Below are 16,510 nucleotides of genomic sequence, written 5' to 3'. Positions count from 1 at the left end.
CGTTTGGGTATCTAAAGATTTCAGAATGCGCTGCAACCGGCAGCCATTGAAATATTTAACTAAAGTTTCAAGCTGTTACGGGCCGCGTCTATTTCTTCCTGACTTGCCTTGAAAACCTCAGCCTGCCCCGCGTAGGAAAGAACATAGGCCTTATCGGCATCCACGGCGGCAACCAATGTTTGAGAGAGCACATGCCGTCCGTTCTGCGTGATTGTGCAGGTAGTTTCCAGCGCTGATAAGCGGCTCAACGTCGTCGGGTGAATCTTGTTGCAGACACTTTGATAACCGCCTTGAGAGAAGTCCTTCTGCACCGATTTGCGCATCTCTAGCAAGACACCTTGCAGATTCACCTGATGACCACTTTCCACCTGAGTCATGGTCAACTCCATCACCATTACCGGCGTGCCGTCTTGATCGTTTTTCACCGCTCGCTGACGGGACACCTGGGCGTTGGCGTCATCTTGCGGGACGGTTTCGACCTCCCAGCCGTTGGGCCAGGTCATGATTGGCTCGTCTGCGTGAGCGCCGTTAACACCTGAAAGCACGCAGATCAGGACGAACATCGATTTACAGAAACGAATCATTGCAATGAACACTCACGGATTGAACCGTAAAGTCTGAGCCTCGCCCGTCTGTCAGGCAATAGCCGACGCTTTGGGTTTGGTGATGTCCGAGCCCTTGCGTATCATTGTCGCCATTCGTTAGCCCCACTTATTGTCCGGAGGGCCCATGAGCCTGCACGAATTGAACACTTTCCCAGGCGTGACTGCCCAACCTGACACCGCCACCCAGAAGTTCGTCTTCAACCACACCATGCTGCGGGTCAAGGACATCACCAAGTCGCTGGATTTCTACACGCGCATTTTGGGTTTCTCACTGGTGGAAAAACGCGACTTCCCGGAAGCCGAGTTCAGCCTGTACTTCCTGGCGCTGGTCGATAAAAACCAGATCCCCGCCGACGCCGCTGCCCGCACTGAATGGATGAAGTCGATCCCCGGCATTCTCGAACTGACCCACAACCACGGCACCGAGAACGACGCGGATTTTGCTTACCACAACGGCAACACCGACCCGCGCGGTTTTGGCCACATCTGCATCTCGGTGCCGGATATCGTCGCTGCCTGCGAGCGCTTCGAAGCGCTGGGCTGCGATTTCCAGAAGCGCCTGAATGACGGCCGCATGAAGAGCCTGGCCTTTATCAAAGACCCGGATGCGTACTGGGTCGAAATCATTCAGCCTGCACCGCTGTAAAACTCACCGCAGATCCCCTGTGGGAGCGAGCTTGCTCGCGATAGCGGTAGATCAGTCGATATCAATGTTGAATGATAAACCGCTATCGCGAGCAAGCTCGCTCCCACATTGGAATCTGCAAGACACAAAAAACCCCATGATCGCTCATGGGGTTTTTGTGTTTTCAGCGTCGGGTTTTATGCCGGAGCCGAGGTCCGGATCAAGTGATCGAATGCGCTCAAGGAAGCCTTGGCGCCCTCGCCCACCGCAATCACGATCTGCTTGTACGGCACGGTGGTCACGTCACCGGCAGCGAACACGCCCGGCATCGAAGTCTCGCCACGGGCATCGACGATGATCTCACCGCGAGGCGACAACTCGATGGTGCCTTTGAGCCAATCGGTGTTGGGCAGCAAACCGATCTGCACGAAGATCCCTTCCAGCTCGACGGTACGCAACTCGTCCGACTGACGATCCTTGTAGCGCAAGCCGTTGACCTTCTGACCGTCGCCCAACACTTCAGTGGTTTGCGCACTGGTGATGACAGTCACGTTCGGCAGGCTGTGCAACTTGCGCTGCAAGACCGCATCGGCGCGCAACTGCACGTCGAACTCCAGCAGTGTTACGTGGGACACGATGCCGGCCAGGTCGATGGCCGCTTCGACGCCGGAGTTACCGCCGCCAATCACCGCCACGCGCTTGCCTTTGAACAGCGGACCGTCGCAGTGCGGGCAGTACGCCACGCCTTTGTTGCGGTATTGCTGCTCACCCGGGACGTTCATTTCACGCCACCGCGCACCGGTCGCCAGGATCACAGTCTTGGCTTTCAGGGTCGCGCCGCTGGCGAAGTGGACTTCGTGCAACTCGCCGTTCTTGCCCGGCACCAACTTGTCGGCGCGTTGCAGGTTCATGATGTCGACGTCGTATTGCTTGACATGCTCTTCCAGCGCCACAGCCAGTTTCGGCCCTTCAGTTTCCTGCACGGAGATGAAGTTCTCGATGGCCATGGTGTCGAGCACCTGCCCACCAAAACGTTCAGCTGCCACACCGGTACGAATGCCTTTACGAGCCGCGTAGATCGCGGCCGAAGCACCGGCCGGGCCACCGCCGACGACCAGTACGTCAAAAGCTTCTTTCGCACTGATCCTCTCGGCCTGACGCTCGATGCCGCTGGTGTCGATCTTGGCGAGGATCTCTTCCAGGCCCATACGACCCTGACCGAAGTTCACGCCGTTCAGGTAAATGCTGGGCACGGCCATGATCTGACGGTCATCGACTTCGGCCTGGAACAACGCGCCGTCAATGGCGACGTGGCGGATGCCCGGGTTAAGCACGGCCATCAGGTTCAATGCCTGGACCACGTCCGGGCAGTTCTGGCAGGACAGCGAGAAGTAAGTCTCGAAGTTGAACTCGCCTTTGAGCGAACGGATCTGTTCGATCACTTCGACGCTGGCCTTCGAAGGGTGACCGCCGACTTGCAGCAGGGCCAGCACCAGGGATGTGAATTCATGGCCCATCGGGATGCCGGCGAAACGCAGGCTGATATCGGCACCCGGGCGGTTGATCGAGAACGATGGTTTACGTGCATCGTCACCGTTGTCGAGCAAGGTAATTTGGCTGGAAAGACTGGCAACGTCTTTCAGAAGAGCGAGCATTTCCTGGGATTTCGCACCGTCGTCGAGGGATGCAATGATCTCGATCGGCTGGGTGACCCGTTCCAGGTATGACTTCAACTGGGCTTTAAGATTGGCGTCCAACATACGGGCGATTTCCTTTCTGGTATTTCATAAAAAGCAGACATAAAAAAACGCCCGAGCGAATCTCGCCCGGGCGTTTTTGAGGGCGGTTGCAGCTTACTTAGGTGCGGAAACCCGCCCTGATGATGCGATCCACAGACTTAGATCTTGCCGACCAGGTCCAGGGACGGAGCCAGAGTGGCCTCGCCTTCTTTCCACTTGGCTGGGCAAACCTGGCCTGGGTGAGCAGCGACGTACTGGGCAGCCTTGATTTTGCGCAGCAGCTCGGAAGCGTCACGACCCACACCGCCGTCGTTCAGTTCGACGATTTTGATCTGGCCTTCAGGGTTGATCACGAAGGTGCCACGGTCAGCCAGACCTGCTTCTTCGATCAGGACATCGAAGTTGCGGGAGATGGCATGGGTCGGGTCGCCGATCATGGTGTACTGGATTTTGCCGATGGCTGGCGAAGTGTTGTGCCAGGCAGCGTGGGCAAAGTGAGTATCGGTGGAAACGCTGTAGATCTCGACGCCCAGCTTCTGGAACGCGTCGTAGTTGTCAGCCAGGTCTTCCAGTTCGGTCGGGCAAACGAAGGTGAAGTCGGCTGGGTAGAAGAACACGACAGACCACTTGCCTTTCAGGTCAGCGTCCGACACTTTTACGAAGTCGCCATTTTTGAAGGCGTCAGCTTTGAACGGTTTAACTTGGCTGTTGATGATAGGCATCGATGACTCTCCGTCAGGGTTGAAAAGTGTGGTTGAGAAGTTGATGGAGTGAATCCTACCGACTCGATTGCCGGATGGCTCATTGGCAAAGCTCATGCTGCTCATTGGTTTTCGCTATTAGCCGGACGTATTAATAGAAGAAAACTTACTTAGCAGCGCCAATGGTTTTTTCCGCGAGCGGTGTCATCCCGAGAAACGGGCTGGCTTCAACATAACGCATGGCGGACTTCATATCCTTCCAGCCCACGTAACTCATCAACGACTTCAAGTCCCACCCGCTCTGATGAGCCCAAGTGGCAAAGCCGCGCCGCAAGGAGTGACTGGTGTAGTGCTCGGCCGGGATGCCAGCACGCTCCAGCGCCTGGCGCAGTAACGGGATCACGCTGTTGGCGTGCAACCCCTCCTCGCTCAGGTGACCCCAACGGTCGATACCACGAAACACGGGGCCGCGAACCAACGCGGCTTCGGTGATCCAGTCGATGTACGCCTGCACCGGGCACAGACGCTGCAACGCAGGCGTCTGATAGGTCTTGCCGAGGTTTTCGCGGTCGCTCTTGGATCGCGGCAAATAGAGCGTGATGCCTGAGCCGGCAGCCGCTTGCACGTGCTTGATCTGTAACCGGCACAACTCATCGCTCCGAAAGCCGCGCCAGAAGCCCAACAGAATCAGCGCCCTGTCGCGTCTGGCCCGCAAAAGGGCCGGTTGATCGTGCTCAGATTTTGCGATTTGCGCTTCTTGCTCCAACCAGGCAACCACTTGTTCCAGATGCTGAAGCTGTAATGGCTCGGCCTGTTTTTCTTGAGCCGGGTGCAGCGCGCGAATGCCCTTGAAGACCTTGCGCACCACCGGAGCCTTGGTGGGGTCAGGAAAACCCTGACTGTTGTGCCATTGCGCCAGAGCTGACAAACGCAACTTCAAGGTATTGATCGACAGCACGCCTGCGTGAGCGACGAGGTAGCGCGCGACGCTGTCGCTGGTCGCCGGCAGAAAGCCGCCCCAACTGACTTCGAAATGCTCGATAGCCGCCCGATAGCTGCGACGGGTGTTGTCGCGGGTGGCGGCTTGCAGGTAACGATCCAGCTCAGTCATCGGCTCAACTCTCTAAAACGTACCGCTTTGGCGGGTGAAAACGCGCCACAGGGCTGATCATACGGGGTAATACCAGTATATCCCGCGTGAATACCAAGCGTATTTTAAGTTTTACATTAGCGTGGTACATTGTGTACTTAAGTGGCATGTACCACAGTACGAAATCGTAGGAGAACTCATGGCTCGTGGCGGCGTTAATAAAGCAGTGGTCCAGGCAGCACGCTTGGCAATTTTGGCTCGCGGCGAAAACCCCAGCATCGACGCGGTACGGATCGAGATGGGCAATACCGGCTCAAAAACCACTATCCACCGCTATTTGAAGGAACTGGATGACGGCAGCGAGCGCGTCGAAACGCCTTCCGAGCCCATTGATGATGAGCTGGCAGGCTTGGTCTCACGCCTGGCGCAACGCCTCAAGGAACAGGCACAAGAGCCCATTGATCAGGCACGCGCGCAGTTCGATCAGCAGCGAAAAGAGCTGCTAATACAGCTGACGGAAGCTCGACAAACCAATGGCGAATTGCATCAACAATACGAGATTCAAAGCCTGGCACTGACCCAAGAGTCCGAGGCCCTGCTAGAAACCCGCGCCATGCTGCAGACCGAACAAACCCGCAACGCCGGTCTGAACCAGGCGCTGGCCGATTTCGAATTACGCTTGCAAGACAAGGATGAGCAGATCCGCTCACTGGAAGAAAAGCACCTGCACGCTCGCGACGCCCTGGAACATTATCGCAACGCCGTAAAAGAACAGCGCGAGCAGGAACAACGCCGCCACGAAAGCCAGGTGCAGCAGATTCAGATGGAGTTGCGTCAGGCCCAGCAGAGCGCACTGGTGCGCCAGGATGAGATCACACAACTACACCGCGACAACGAGCGCTTATTGACGGAGAACCGTGGCACCCTGAGAGAGTTGAGCCTGCTGCAGGATCAACTCAAGCAAACCAACGTTCGACAGGATCAGTTGCTGGAACAGGTGAACCGCATCGACAGCGAACGCACCCTCCTCCAGGAACGCTTGCGCGCTGCCCTACTGGAAAGCCAGTCGCTGAAACAGAGCGTCGACGAGCAGTCGCAGATCAACAAAACGCTGGAAATTGAGTTGCTCAAGACTCAGGCGAGTCTCGATGAGAGCGTGCGCCTGGCGGCCGTCATTGCGACAGCGCCAGACGCATCAGAGCCCCAAAAGGACGATTAACCCGCGACTGGCGTGCGCATGGTGACGAACTCTTCGGCAGCAGTCGGGTGCACGCCGATGGTTTCATCGAAATCGCGCTTGGTGGCGCCAGCTTTCAAAGCGATCGCCAAGCCCTGCACAATTTCCCCAGCATCCGGACCGACCATGTGACAGCCCAGAACCTTGTCGGTCTTGGCGTCCACCACCAGTTTCATCAGGGTGCGTTCCTGGCATTCGGTCAGGGTCAGTTTCATTGGACGGAAGCGGCTTTCGAAGATCACCACATCGTGACCAGCCTCGCGGGCCTCTTCCTCGGTGAAACCGACCGTGCCGATGTTCGGCAAGCTGAACACCGCGGTCGGGATCATCTTGTAATCGACCGGGCGATACTGCTCAGGCTTGAACAAGCGACGCGCAACGGCCATGCCTTCGGCCAGTGCGACCGGCGTCAGCTGAACCCGACCGATCACATCGCCAAGCGCCAGAATCGACGGCTCAGCCGTCTGATACTGCTCGTCGACCTCGACGAAACCTTTCTTGTCGAGTTTGACGCCGGTGTTTTCCAGCCCAAGATTGTCGAGCATCGGACGTCGACCGGCGGCGTAGAACACACAGTCCGCCTCCAGCTCACGGCCATCCTTGAGGGTTACCTTCAGACTGCCATCGGACTGCTTGTCGATACGTTCGATGTCGGCGTTGAATTGCAGGTTCATGCCGCGCTTGGTCAGTTCTTCCTGCAGGTGTTTGCGCACTGCACCGTCGAAGCCGCGCAGGAACAGCTCACCGCGATAAAGCAACGTGGTGTCGGCGCCCAGACCGTGGAAGATCCCGGCGAATTCGACGGCGATGTAACCACCGCCTACCACCAGAACGCGCTTGGGCAGCTCTTTGAGGAAGAATGCCTGGTTGGAACTGATTGCATGCTCATGCCCCGGAATTTCCGGAATCTGTGGCCATCCACCGGTAGCAATCAGGATGTTTTTGGCGGTGTAGCGCTCGCCATTGATCTCGACCTGGTGCGGATCAACGATTTTGGCGTGGCCTTCATGCAAGGTCACGCCGCTATTAACCAGCAGGTTGCGATAGATGCCGTTCAGGCGATTGATCTCGCGATCCTTGTTGGCGATAAGCGTCGCCCAATCGAATTTCGCTTCGCCTGGCGTCCAGCCAAAACCCGAAGACTGCTCGAAGTCTTCGGCGAAGTGCGCGCCGTAGACCAGCAGCTTCTTCGGCACACAGCCGACGTTCACACAAGTGCCACCCAGGTAGCGGCTCTCGGCTACAGCCACTTTCGCGCCAAAACCGGCAGCAAAACGCGCAGCCCGCACACCGCCGGAACCGGCGCCAATCACATAAAGGTCAAAATCGTAGGCCATTTTTTCAATCTCCTCGGCAGTCCACAAGCATACCCGCAGACATCCGTTGGGCAAGCGCTGCAAACGATATGGGGACGGAAAATGAAAAAGCCACCCGAAGGTGGCTTTTCAATTCAAGCGGGTCAGAGCCTATTAGTAGGCCTTGCCAGTCTTGTAGAAGTTCTCGAAGCAGAAGTTAGTGGCCTCGATGTAGCCTTCAGCGCCACCGCAGTCAAAACGCTTGCCCTTGAACTTGTAGGCAATTACGCAACCGTTTTTCGCCTGCTTCATCAGGGCGTCGGTGATTTGAATCTCGCCGCCTTTGCCTGGCTCGGTTTGCTTGATCAGCTCGAAAATATCCGGCGTCAGGATGTAACGACCGATGATCGCCAGGTTCGACGGTGCGTCTTCCGGGGCTGGTTTTTCGACCATGTTGCGAACACGGTACAAATCATCAGCGATCAGCTCACCCGAGATCACACCGTACTTGTTGGTTTCCATAGGATCCACTTCCTGGATCGCAACGATGGTGCAGCGATACTGCTCGTACAGCTTGACCATCTGGGTCAGGACACCATCGCCTTCGAGGTTGACGCACAAGTCGTCCGCCAGCACGACCGCGAACGGTTCGTCGCCGATCAGCGGGCGGCCAGTCAGAATGGCGTGGCCCAGGCCTTTCATTTCGGTCTGGCGAGTGTAGGAGAACGAGCACTCGTCCAACAGTTTACGGATGCCGACCAGGTATTTTTCCTTGTCGGTGCCCTTGATCTGGTTTTCCAGCTCGTAGCTGATGTCGAAGTGGTCTTCCAGAGCGCGTTTGCCACGACCGGTAACGATGGAAATTTCGGTCAACCCAGCGTCCAGTGCTTCTTCGACGCCGTACTGGATCAGTGGCTTGTTTACCACCGGCAGCATTTCTTTGGGCATGGCTTTAGTCGCTGGCAGGAAGCGAGTACCGTAACCGGCTGCTGGGAACAAGCATTTCTTGATCATAAAAGTCCTTGATAGGGCTGTGTGTACGAGTTTCGGCGCAGTCTAATCAGGCGGCGTGCACCTTACAATGCCCCGCACTGGCCAACCAATGCCATCATAGAGAAATATTCTCGCGGATAGTTCCCGAGATAGCTCCGCAGCCTTTATAGATAGCACAGACCATCAGATCTGCACGGCCGCGAATCGCACAACCCTACACCATCAGCACCGGTTGAGCGCATTTGGCGCTATCATTGCGCGATTGAACCAGCCAACGAGGCAGATAGATGTCGGTAGCAAAAAGTGTCAACGGGTTCCTGATCAATCAGGCGAAAGACGGCCAGTGGTGGGTAGACAGTGCCAGCGGCGAGAATATTGCCGGGCCTTTCCCGACCGAGGCGTTGGCGATTGAAGTGGCCTCCGTATTGGAGCTCGAACACCCAGCCCCGAAGCGTCGCGGCAAGGACAAGCCCTGAGAAGCACCCGACTCGACCCAAGCCCTGCTCGCGCAGGGCTTTTTTGTGATTGCCTGCAAACAAGTGGCCATTCGCTATAACCTTTTGATGCCAGCGCTGTCACAGCCTCAGCCCCTTCATCCTGACGACGACAACGACATGAATAAATTTCTGCCCCTGATCGCGGTACTGGCCCTGAGCGGCTGCGCCACTTCGGAAACGACCTACCTGAACAACGGCGAGCAAGGCCTGGCGATCGACTGTTCCGGGGAAGCCAATTCCTGGGCGACCTGCTACGAAAAAGCCGATGCCTCTTGCGCCGGCACCGGCTATCGGATCGTCGGTACCGACGGAACACCTTCGACCAAGGAAAGCGAGAAGACGCTGGGTGTCGACGTCGGCAACTACAAGAACCGCAGCGTCGTGGTGGTCTGCAAGTAAGGCGCACTGCCCTACATGTGAATTTCGGCGAACTTGATCCCGAGACCGCGCACCGTCTCGATCAATTCATCGAGGCTGCTGAAGGATTCGACTTCGTCGTTTTCATCCACCAGAAAATAACTGCGCCCGGCGCTTTTCTTGAAAAACACGATCCATTCTCCCGGATTCGCCGGGTTCTGAATCACGTGGGTGGCAGAGATGTGACCCTCTGCATGGCGCTCCCGTACCTGCTCTCGCTTCATGCTCGACTCCAGAAATGACAATGCCGCCAAAGCGCTGCTTTGGCGGCATCGGTGCTGACGGGCGACAGTCTATCAGCCAGAAATGCACGCAGTAGCGGCATTGCGTACATCCATGGGGCGCAACGGCACATTGGAAATGCGCTCATGCAGCTTGATGCTGCTGCCAGTGGAGCGGTCTTCGATATCAAATACCGCGGCCGGGCCCGAGGAGAACTTCTGCGGCACGATGACTCGCATTCCGTCCTTGTGCGGCTCGACTTGCAGGGCGCCCCGGCTGCTGGCCAGTTTTTCGGTCAGGCATTGCGCGTATTCATGAGGTTTCTTTCCTGAAATCACGCTCATGGTGGGCAGCGTCTCACTGATCTCCGAGACACTCGCACAACCACTCATCGCTATCGCCATAGGCAGGACCAGTACACCCCACTTCATACAACACCTCCGATAAAGACACTCCGACAGTACAAATGCTGTTTTTCTCCGAGGCTTGCTGCGTTTATCGCACATAGAATTCCGTATAACTGGTTTTAATTGTCAAAGCAGACCTCGACGACCGGATAATAACCCGTTCGGGCTGATAAACTGCGCCAATCGCACATGCTATCGTTTTGATTTTGTAGAAAAAGCCCTTCTGGAGGCGCCTCATGAAATTTATCCACCAGCGCGAGCACCTCAACGAAGACGACATCGTCGTCATCCAATGCTCCCAAACATGCAATATCCGCTTGATGAACGACGCTAATTTCCGCAGCTTCAAGAATGGCGGCCGCCACACTTACCACGGTGGTGCATTCGACACCTTCCCGGCCCGGATTACTGCGCCAAGCACCGGTTTCTGGAACATCACCATCGACACGGTCAACCGTCGGCCGATCAGCGTGACTCGCAAACCGACCCTGACTCACACCATCAAGATCATCCGCCGCTCCAGCACGAAACTGAGCTGAGTGACACCCAAACACCAAGACAAGCAGGTATGACCGTGGCCCAAACGACCAAGTACGTCATCAAATACAAACTCAATGGTGAGCGTCGCTTCGAATTTGCCCAGCTTGAAAACGGCACCGAAGAAGAAGCCAAGGCCGCGCTGGATGCTCTTCATGGCTCGAGCGAAGACGTCATCAGCGAAATAAGCGTCAGCAAGGCGTTGTAACGGGATCCGGAGCGACAACATGGACGTCTGCTCCTGCCTCTGTAATTCAACCGCAAGCGCCGGAGTGTTCCCTCCATTCCCGCTCCCTAGACTGGCCACCTCAACCTTTGGTTAAGGAGTCAGAACATGCTTACTTCCTCGATTCGCTTCATCAGCGGCACTTCCAGCCTTGGCGTCTTGCTGCTCGCGTTCAGCGCCGAGGGTTTGTGTGCGCTGTTGATCGGTGATGATCTGGCAATGCTGGAACGCGATCTTTCGCAACGCTTCCCCGGCCAACAAGCACCGCAGCGCGATGAAGGCTTGATGCCTGCGCTGGAGCAAACCCTGCGCCACCTCGAAGACCCGCGCACCACCCTGGATTTGCCGCTGGATCTGACAGGCAGCGTCTTTCAACGGCGAGTCTGGGAGGCCCTGCGGCAAATACCGGTGGGTGAAACCGCCAGCTATCTGGATATCGCGCGACAACTGGGTCAACCCACGGCTTTTCGGGCGGTGGCCAATGCCTGCGGAGCAAACCCGCTGGCGGTTATCGTGCCGTGCCATCGGGTGCTGCGTCAGGATGGCAGCCTCGGCGGCTACCGCTGGGGGCTGGAGCGCAAACGGCAACTGCTGGAACGTGAGGCGCAGCGATGAGCGAGCGTTCTCTCGACGGACTGGACTGGGAAGCGCTGGAACAGCAACTCGATCAGGATGGCTGCGCGATCATCCGGTCGCTGTTAAGCCACGAGACGTGCGATGACATCAGCGCTCTGTATGCCAATGCCGAACCATTTCGCTCGCAAGTGATCATGGCTCGTCACGGCTTTGGCCGTGGCGAGTACAAATACTTCCGGTACCCGTTGCCGGATATCGTCGCCCGTTTGCGCAGTGCGCTTTACCCGAGACTGGTGCCAATAGCCAATCGCTGGTACGAGCACATGGACCTGCCGACCCGTTTCCCGGAAACCCATGAAGCGTTCCTCGAACGCTGCCATGCCGCCGGTCAGGAACGCCCGACGCCGTTGTTGCTGCAATATGGACCGCAGGACTACAACTGCTTGCATCAGGACCTGTACGGCGAACACGTCTTCCCGCTGCAAGTGGCGATTCTGCTGTCAGAGCCCGACGACGATTTCACCGGTGGCGAGTTCGTGCTGACGGAACAGCGCCCTCGAATGCAGTCGCGTCCCCAGGTCATTGGCCTGAAGAAAGGTGACGCGCTGATCTTTGCCGTCAACCAACGACCGGTCAAAGGCGTTCGTGGCTATTACCGAGTCACCCTGCGCCACGGCGTGAGTCGCCTGCACAGTGGAAAACGGCATACCCTTGGAATCATCTTTCACGACGCGTTATGACCCCATGAACCCGATCACCTTCGACTTGTTTGCCGACGCCGAACCCCAGCAGCAACCCAGGCTCGATCGGATCGGCGAACAGTCCTGCGTCCTCAGAGGCTTTGCCCTGCCCTGGCTGGATCAGTTGCTGCCCGCACTGGAGGCCGTTCTGGCGGCGGCACCGCTTCGGCAGATGATCACGCCCGGGGGCTTTACCATGTCGGTGGCCTTGAGCAGTTGCGGCGCGCTGGGCTGGACCACCGACCGCAGCGGTTATCGCTATACCCGCCATGATCCGCTGAGCGGAAAACCCTGGCCGAAAATGCCCGAGGTGTTTTTTGAACTGGCACAAGCGGCGGCACGGGAAGCAGGGTTCGCGGATTTCGTGCCTGATTCCTGCCTGATCAACCGCTATGTTCCCGGAGCCAAGATGTCATTGCACCAGGACAAAGACGAAACTTCCTACGCAGCGCCCATTGTTTCAGTGTCCCTGGGATTGCCGGCGATGTTCCTGTTCGGCGGCTTCGAACGCAGCGATAAAAGCCAACGGGTGCCGCTGTTGCATGGCGACATTGTGGTCTGGGGTGGTGTGGATCGCTTGCGTTATCACGGGGTCTTGCCGATCAAGGATGGCCAACACCCGCGACTGGGCGAACAACGGATCAACTTCACTTTTCGTACCGCCGGGTAAGCCTTCGAATTCGACCGCAAGACCCGGGGTGCAGCGACCCCGTCGGCTGGTTAATCTGCATGAAACGGATCAACGGACATGAAGCCATGACAAGCCATTCGACAAAGATCGCCACCGAGAACGATCCGCGCTGGGCCGCCGTGGTCGCGCGTGATCCCCGGGCAGACGGACAGTTTGTGTATGCGGTGAAAACCACCGGCATTTACTGCCGCCCCAGCAGCCTGGCGCGCTTGCCTAAACCGCAGAACGTCGAGTTCTTCGACACGGCCGAGCAGGCGCAAGCCGCGGGTTATCGCCCCAGCAAACGCGCCGCGAAAGATCAAAGCGACGTCGCCGCGCAACATGCCGCGACCGTCGCGGCCGCATGCCGCCAGATCGAAACCGCGGAGAATCTGCCTGTTCTAAGCGAGTTGGCTTCTGCTGCGGGCCTGAGTAGCTTTCACTTCCATCGCGTGTTCAAAGCGGTGACCGGTCTGACGCCCAAGGGCTACGCCGCGGCCCATCGCTCCCGCAGGGTCCGTGAGCGACTCGCAGACGGGGGCTTAGTGACCGACGCGCTGTATGACGCCGGCTTCAACTCCAACAGTCGTTTTTATGAAGCCGCCGATCAGTTATTGGGCATGAAACCCGGTGATTACCGTGCGGCCGGTCAGAACAACGACATTCGTTTTGCCGTCGGTCAGTGTTCCCTGGGGGCGATCCTCGTGGCGCAGAGTGAACGGGGTGTTTGCGCGATCCTGCTGGGCGATGATCCGCACCAATTGGTCTGCGATCTGCAAGACAAGTTTCGGCGTGCGAATTTGATTGGTGCCGATCACAGTTTCGAGCAACTGATCGCCAAGGTTGTAGGTTTTATCGAAGCGCCGGCCCTGGGCCTGGACTTGCCGCTGGATGTTCGTGGCACCGCTTTTCAAGAACGGGTCTGGCAAGCCCTGCGGGAGATTCCCGTCGGCAGCACCGCCAGCTACGCCGATATCGCTCAACGAATCGGCGCGCCAAAAGCGATGCGCGCCGTGGCTCAAGCCTGCGGCGCGAACAACCTGGCGGTGGCGATTCCGTGCCACCGTGTGGTGCGCAGCGACGGCAACCTTTCAGGCTATCGCTGGGGCGTGGAGCGCAAGCGTCAGTTGCTTGAGCGCGAAAACCCGTCCGAGTCCTGAATGCCGATATAGACCGACACTGAATCCGGGCTGGTATAGACCTCGAAGTCTGTGGCGAACGTGCGGCAAACCTGCGGGTTGTCCTTAAAGTAGGCCCAGATCAGGCCCCACGTCTGAATGACGCTGTCTGGCATCGCCCCTTTGGCGCTGAACACCAGGTATTCGCCTCCCTCCACCTGAACCTGCGCAAAGTCCTCGGAGGGCGCGGTGACCGCCACCCCCGCAGTCACATCGAAGTGGCCTGAAGCGTCGGACTCGTAGTTGGAATAGACGCCATACACAAAGGTATCCGGCTGCTTGTGAGCGATCTTGTCGAAGATTCCCTCAACGTAGAATTGTTCCCACATAGGGCCGATGCGCGCCGTGCCTGGTTGCTGCTCTGCGGCATTGCAGGTGCGCACTTGCAGCCCCGAGACGCTAAAGGGCCGCACTTCACGCTGCTTTACATCCATGGTCGATAATCCTTGTCTCTGTAATTGGTCTGTTTGATTTAGGGTGAAACAGTCAACGATTGACGTCGACCACCACCCGCCCACGCAATTGACCGGCGAGCAATCGCGGTGCAGCCTCGATCACTTCGCTCAAGCCGATTTCGTGGCTGATCAGCGGCAACAAGGTAAAGTCTAGATCCTTGGCCAGACGATTCCAGGCCAGTATCCGCTTGGCTTTTGGCTGAGTCACGCTGTTGATCCCGGCCAGGGTCACGCCGCGCAAAATGAACGGGGCGACTGAAGCCGGGAAGTCCATACCTTGCGCAAGGCCACACGCGGCGACAGTGCCGTTGGCCTTCGTGCTGGCACAGGCATTGGCCAGGGTGTGGCTGCCGACCGAGTCGATGACCGCCGCCCAACGCTCCTTGGCCAAGGGTTTGCCCGGCTCGGACAGCGTGGCGCGGTCGATGATTTCGCTGGCGCCTAGTTGCTTGAGGTAGTCGTGTTCAGAGGTGCGGCCGGTGGACGCGACCACCCGATAACCGAGCTTGCTCAGCAGTGCGATGGCGAAACTGCCTACACCGCCATTGGCACCGGTGACCAATACGTCGCCCTGCTCGGGTGTCACACCATTATGTTCCAGCGCCAGGATGCTCAGCATCGCCGTGTAACCCGCCGTGCCGATGGCCATCGCTTGCGCCGCGGTGAACTCCTTGGGTAGCGGAATCAACCAGTCGCCATTCAAGCGAGCCTTCTGCGCCAGTCCGCCCCAATGCCCTTCGCCAACTCCCCAGCCATTGAGTACAACCTGATCACCGACCTTGTAGTCCGGATGCCCGCTGACTTCGACAGTCCCTGCCAGATCGATCCCCGGCACCATTGGGAATTTTCGCACCACCGGGCTGCTGCCGGTGATCGCCAAGCCATCCTTGAAGTTCAGCGTGCTGTACGCCACACGCACTGTCACATCGCCCTCGGGCAGTTGATCGTCATTGATCTCTTGCAGTGTGGCCCGGTAACCGCTGTCGTCTTTGTCGATCAAAATGCCTTGGAACATTGCTGCCTCCAGATGGAATCACTCAGTTGTCGTGCAGTTGGAATAACACATAGCCACATTTCACCGTACTCGACTTTAAGCCAAGAGTGACGCACGGAATGAAAACTCGACTGGCCTTGCATCGGTCATTGCTGATACAAAAACGGTCCTACCGTCCCTGCCCTGTTATGACGTCGGAGAATCCTTCAAATGAGCAAATGGCCAGACACCCGCATTCTTGACCTGCTTGGCATTGAGCTGCCGATCATCCAGGCGCCCATGGCCGGTGCGACCACTTCGGCCATGGTTATCGCAGCCAGTAATGCCGGCGGCCTGGGCTCGATGCCGGCAGCCATGTTGAGCATCGATCAGTTGCGCGAGGAGCTGAAAACGATTCGTCAACACACTCAGCGCCCGATTAACGTCAACTACTTCTGCCATCAGACTCCCGCCGCCGATGAGCAGCGCGCTCGAGACTGGAAGACTCTGCTGGAACCCTACTACCGGGAACTTGGCGTGGACTTCGACACGCCGACGCCAGTGTCCAATCGAGCGCCGTTCGATAGTGCGGCTTGCGAAGTGATCGAAGAGTTTCGCCCCGAAGTCGTGAGTTTCCACTTCGGTCTGCCGGAAAAGTCCCTGCTGGATCGCGTGAAAGCCACTGGAGCGAAAATCCTTTCCTCAGCCACCACCGTCGAAGAGGCCATCTGGCTCGAACAGCAGGGTTGTGACGCGATCATCGCCATGGGGTACGAGGCCGGTGGCCATCGGGGCATGTTTCTCAGTGATGATCTGAGCAGCCAGGTGGGCCTCTTTGCGCTGGTGCCACAGATCGTCGATGCGGTGAAAGTGCCGGTGATTGCTGCCGGCGGGATTGCCGATGCGCGAGGCGTCGCGGCGGCTTTCCTGTTAGGGGCTTCGGCGGTGCAAGTGGGCACGGCGTACTTGTTCACGCCAGAGGCGAAAGTCAGCGCGTCTCATCACAAGGCGTTGCGCACGGCCAAGGAAAGTGAAACGGCCGTCACTAACATTTTCACCGGACGCCCGGCGCGCGGCATTCTCAATCGGGTGATGCGCGAACTCGGGCCGATGAGCGACAAAGCACCAGCGTTCCCGCTGGCGGGTGGTGCGCTGATGCCGTTGCGTGCCAAGGGGGAAGCTGATTTCAGCAATCTCTGGGCGGGTCAGGCATTCACGCTGGGCGTTGAAATGACCACAGCAGAACTGACCCGGCGTCTGGCTGAGGAAGGATTGGCCACGTTGGTTCGTCGGTAAGACACGTCCGTGTAGCAGCTGGCGCAGCCTG

Annotated in this window: 21 protein-coding genes; 11 read left to right on the top strand and 10 right to left on the bottom strand. The window is 57.9% G+C overall.

Going from position 1 to position 16,510, the window contains the following annotated elements:
- Nucleotides 1-59 precede the first annotated feature (59 nt).
- Complete coding sequence (locus tag VD17_RS12475; RefSeq protein ID WP_046054069.1) at nucleotides 60-584, bottom strand: DUF4946 domain-containing protein; 525 nt, start codon at nucleotides 582-584, stop codon at nucleotides 60-62.
- 145 nt (nucleotides 585-729) lie between these two features.
- Here VD17_RS12475 and gloA point away from each other — a divergent pair, with 145 nt between their 5' ends.
- The gene (gene gloA, locus VD17_RS12470) at nucleotides 730-1,251 is read left to right on the top strand and encodes a lactoylglutathione lyase (RefSeq protein ID WP_046054068.1); all 522 of its coding nucleotides are present in this window, start codon (nucleotides 730-732) and stop codon (nucleotides 1,249-1,251) included.
- 176 nt (nucleotides 1,252-1,427) lie between these two features.
- Here the strand turns inward: gloA and ahpF are convergent, their stop codons facing one another.
- The 3 genes from ahpF to VD17_RS12455 all read right to left on the bottom strand — a co-directional run bounded on the left by ahpF (nucleotide 1,428) and on the right by VD17_RS12455 (nucleotide 4,781).
- Entirely contained in the window at nucleotides 1,428-2,990 is a 1,563-nt protein-coding gene (gene ahpF / locus VD17_RS12465; RefSeq protein WP_046054067.1) for an alkyl hydroperoxide reductase subunit F, read from the bottom strand.
- Between the two features lie 137 nt (nucleotides 2,991-3,127).
- On the bottom strand, nucleotides 3,128-3,691 hold the full coding sequence (ahpC, locus tag VD17_RS12460; RefSeq protein WP_007975937.1) for an alkyl hydroperoxide reductase subunit C: 564 nt from the start codon (nucleotides 3,689-3,691) through the stop codon (nucleotides 3,128-3,130).
- Nucleotides 3,692-3,836: 145 nt separating this feature from the next.
- Nucleotides 3,837-4,781 (bottom strand): site-specific integrase, encoded by a 945-nt coding sequence (locus VD17_RS12455; protein WP_046054066.1) that lies wholly within the window; start codon nucleotides 4,779-4,781, stop codon nucleotides 3,837-3,839.
- Nucleotides 4,782-4,959: 178 nt separating this feature from the next.
- Here VD17_RS12455 and VD17_RS12450 point away from each other — a divergent pair, with 178 nt between their 5' ends.
- Nucleotides 4,960-5,979, top strand: coding sequence for a DNA-binding protein (locus tag VD17_RS12450; protein ID WP_046054065.1), 1,020 nt, complete (start codon nucleotides 4,960-4,962; stop codon nucleotides 5,977-5,979).
- On the opposite strand, the gene gorA is transcribed toward VD17_RS12450, so the two are convergent.
- Complete coding sequence (gene gorA / locus VD17_RS12445; protein WP_046054064.1) at nucleotides 5,976-7,334, bottom strand: glutathione-disulfide reductase; 1,359 nt, start codon at nucleotides 7,332-7,334, stop codon at nucleotides 5,976-5,978. The two genes, VD17_RS12450 and gorA, sit on opposite strands and share 4 nt — an antisense overlap.
- A gap of 132 nt (nucleotides 7,335-7,466) precedes the next feature.
- Complete coding sequence (gene galU, locus VD17_RS12440; RefSeq protein ID WP_046054063.1) at nucleotides 7,467-8,306, bottom strand: UTP--glucose-1-phosphate uridylyltransferase GalU; 840 nt, start codon at nucleotides 8,304-8,306, stop codon at nucleotides 7,467-7,469.
- Nucleotides 8,307-8,572: 266 nt separating this feature from the next.
- On the opposite strand from galU, the gene VD17_RS12435 reads away from it, so the two are divergent.
- Nucleotides 8,573-8,761 (top strand): hypothetical protein, encoded by a 189-nt coding sequence (locus tag VD17_RS12435; RefSeq protein WP_046054062.1) that lies wholly within the window; start codon nucleotides 8,573-8,575, stop codon nucleotides 8,759-8,761.
- Between the two features lie 138 nt (nucleotides 8,762-8,899).
- Nucleotides 8,900-9,181, top strand: a complete 282-nt coding sequence (locus tag VD17_RS12430; RefSeq protein WP_046054134.1) for a lipoprotein — start codon at nucleotides 8,900-8,902, stop codon at nucleotides 9,179-9,181.
- 11 nt (nucleotides 9,182-9,192) lie between these two features.
- Here VD17_RS12430 and VD17_RS12425 read toward each other — a convergent pair whose 3' ends face one another.
- Both VD17_RS12425 and VD17_RS12420 read right to left on the bottom strand, forming a co-directional pair.
- Nucleotides 9,193-9,423: a hypothetical protein gene (locus tag VD17_RS12425; protein ID WP_008155098.1), complete on the bottom strand. Its 231-nt coding sequence runs from the start codon at nucleotides 9,421-9,423 to the stop codon at nucleotides 9,193-9,195.
- 72 nt (nucleotides 9,424-9,495) lie between these two features.
- Nucleotides 9,496-9,852: a hypothetical protein gene (locus tag VD17_RS12420; protein WP_046054061.1), complete on the bottom strand. Its 357-nt coding sequence runs from the start codon at nucleotides 9,850-9,852 to the stop codon at nucleotides 9,496-9,498.
- 212 nt (nucleotides 9,853-10,064) lie between these two features.
- Between VD17_RS12420 and VD17_RS12415 the strand changes: the two genes are divergently transcribed.
- The 6 genes from VD17_RS12415 (at nucleotide 10,065) to ada (ending at nucleotide 13,737) form a co-directional block, all read left to right on the top strand.
- On the top strand, nucleotides 10,065-10,367 hold the full coding sequence (locus VD17_RS12415; protein ID WP_024164534.1) for a DUF1883 domain-containing protein: 303 nt from the start codon (nucleotides 10,065-10,067) through the stop codon (nucleotides 10,365-10,367).
- Nucleotides 10,368-10,396: 29 nt separating this feature from the next.
- Nucleotides 10,397-10,573: a hypothetical protein gene (locus VD17_RS32175; RefSeq protein ID WP_156363902.1), complete on the top strand. Its 177-nt coding sequence runs from the start codon at nucleotides 10,397-10,399 to the stop codon at nucleotides 10,571-10,573.
- Nucleotides 10,574-10,699: 126 nt separating this feature from the next.
- On the top strand, nucleotides 10,700-11,206 hold the full coding sequence (locus VD17_RS12410) for a methylated-DNA--[protein]-cysteine S-methyltransferase (protein ID WP_046054060.1): 507 nt from the start codon (nucleotides 10,700-10,702) through the stop codon (nucleotides 11,204-11,206).
- Nucleotides 11,203-11,907 carry a 2OG-Fe(II) oxygenase gene (locus VD17_RS12405; protein ID WP_046054059.1) on the top strand — a complete coding sequence of 235 codons (705 nt, stop codon included), beginning with the start codon at nucleotides 11,203-11,205 and terminating at the stop codon, nucleotides 11,905-11,907. The genes VD17_RS12410 and VD17_RS12405 overlap by 4 nt, the downstream gene beginning before the upstream one ends.
- Nucleotides 11,908-11,911: 4 nt before the next feature.
- Nucleotides 11,912-12,577 (top strand): DNA oxidative demethylase AlkB, encoded by a 666-nt coding sequence (alkB, locus tag VD17_RS12400; RefSeq protein ID WP_046054058.1) that lies wholly within the window; start codon nucleotides 11,912-11,914, stop codon nucleotides 12,575-12,577.
- A gap of 86 nt (nucleotides 12,578-12,663) precedes the next feature.
- Entirely contained in the window at nucleotides 12,664-13,737 is a 1,074-nt protein-coding gene (ada, locus tag VD17_RS12395) for a bifunctional DNA-binding transcriptional regulator/O6-methylguanine-DNA methyltransferase Ada (RefSeq protein ID WP_046054133.1), read from the top strand.
- Here ada and VD17_RS12390 read toward each other — a convergent pair.
- Entirely contained in the window at nucleotides 13,701-14,189 is a 489-nt protein-coding gene (locus VD17_RS12390) for a GyrI-like domain-containing protein (protein ID WP_046054057.1), read from the bottom strand. The two genes, ada and VD17_RS12390, sit on opposite strands and share 37 nt — an antisense overlap.
- Nucleotides 14,190-14,241: 52 nt before the next feature.
- Entirely contained in the window at nucleotides 14,242-15,225 is a 984-nt protein-coding gene (gene acuI, locus VD17_RS12385) for an acrylyl-CoA reductase (NADPH) (RefSeq protein WP_046054056.1), read from the bottom strand.
- 189 nt (nucleotides 15,226-15,414) lie between these two features.
- Between acuI and VD17_RS12380 the strand changes: the two genes are divergently transcribed.
- The gene (locus VD17_RS12380; RefSeq protein WP_046054055.1) at nucleotides 15,415-16,479 is read left to right on the top strand and encodes an NAD(P)H-dependent flavin oxidoreductase; all 1,065 of its coding nucleotides are present in this window, start codon (nucleotides 15,415-15,417) and stop codon (nucleotides 16,477-16,479) included.
- Nucleotides 16,480-16,510 lie beyond the last annotated feature (31 nt).

This window comes from Pseudomonas fluorescens (assembly GCF_000968015.1).
GTDB classification, from domain to species: domain Bacteria; phylum Pseudomonadota; class Gammaproteobacteria; order Pseudomonadales; family Pseudomonadaceae; genus Aquipseudomonas; species Aquipseudomonas fluorescens_W.
This window is presented reverse-complemented; position numbering and strand designations above follow the sequence as displayed.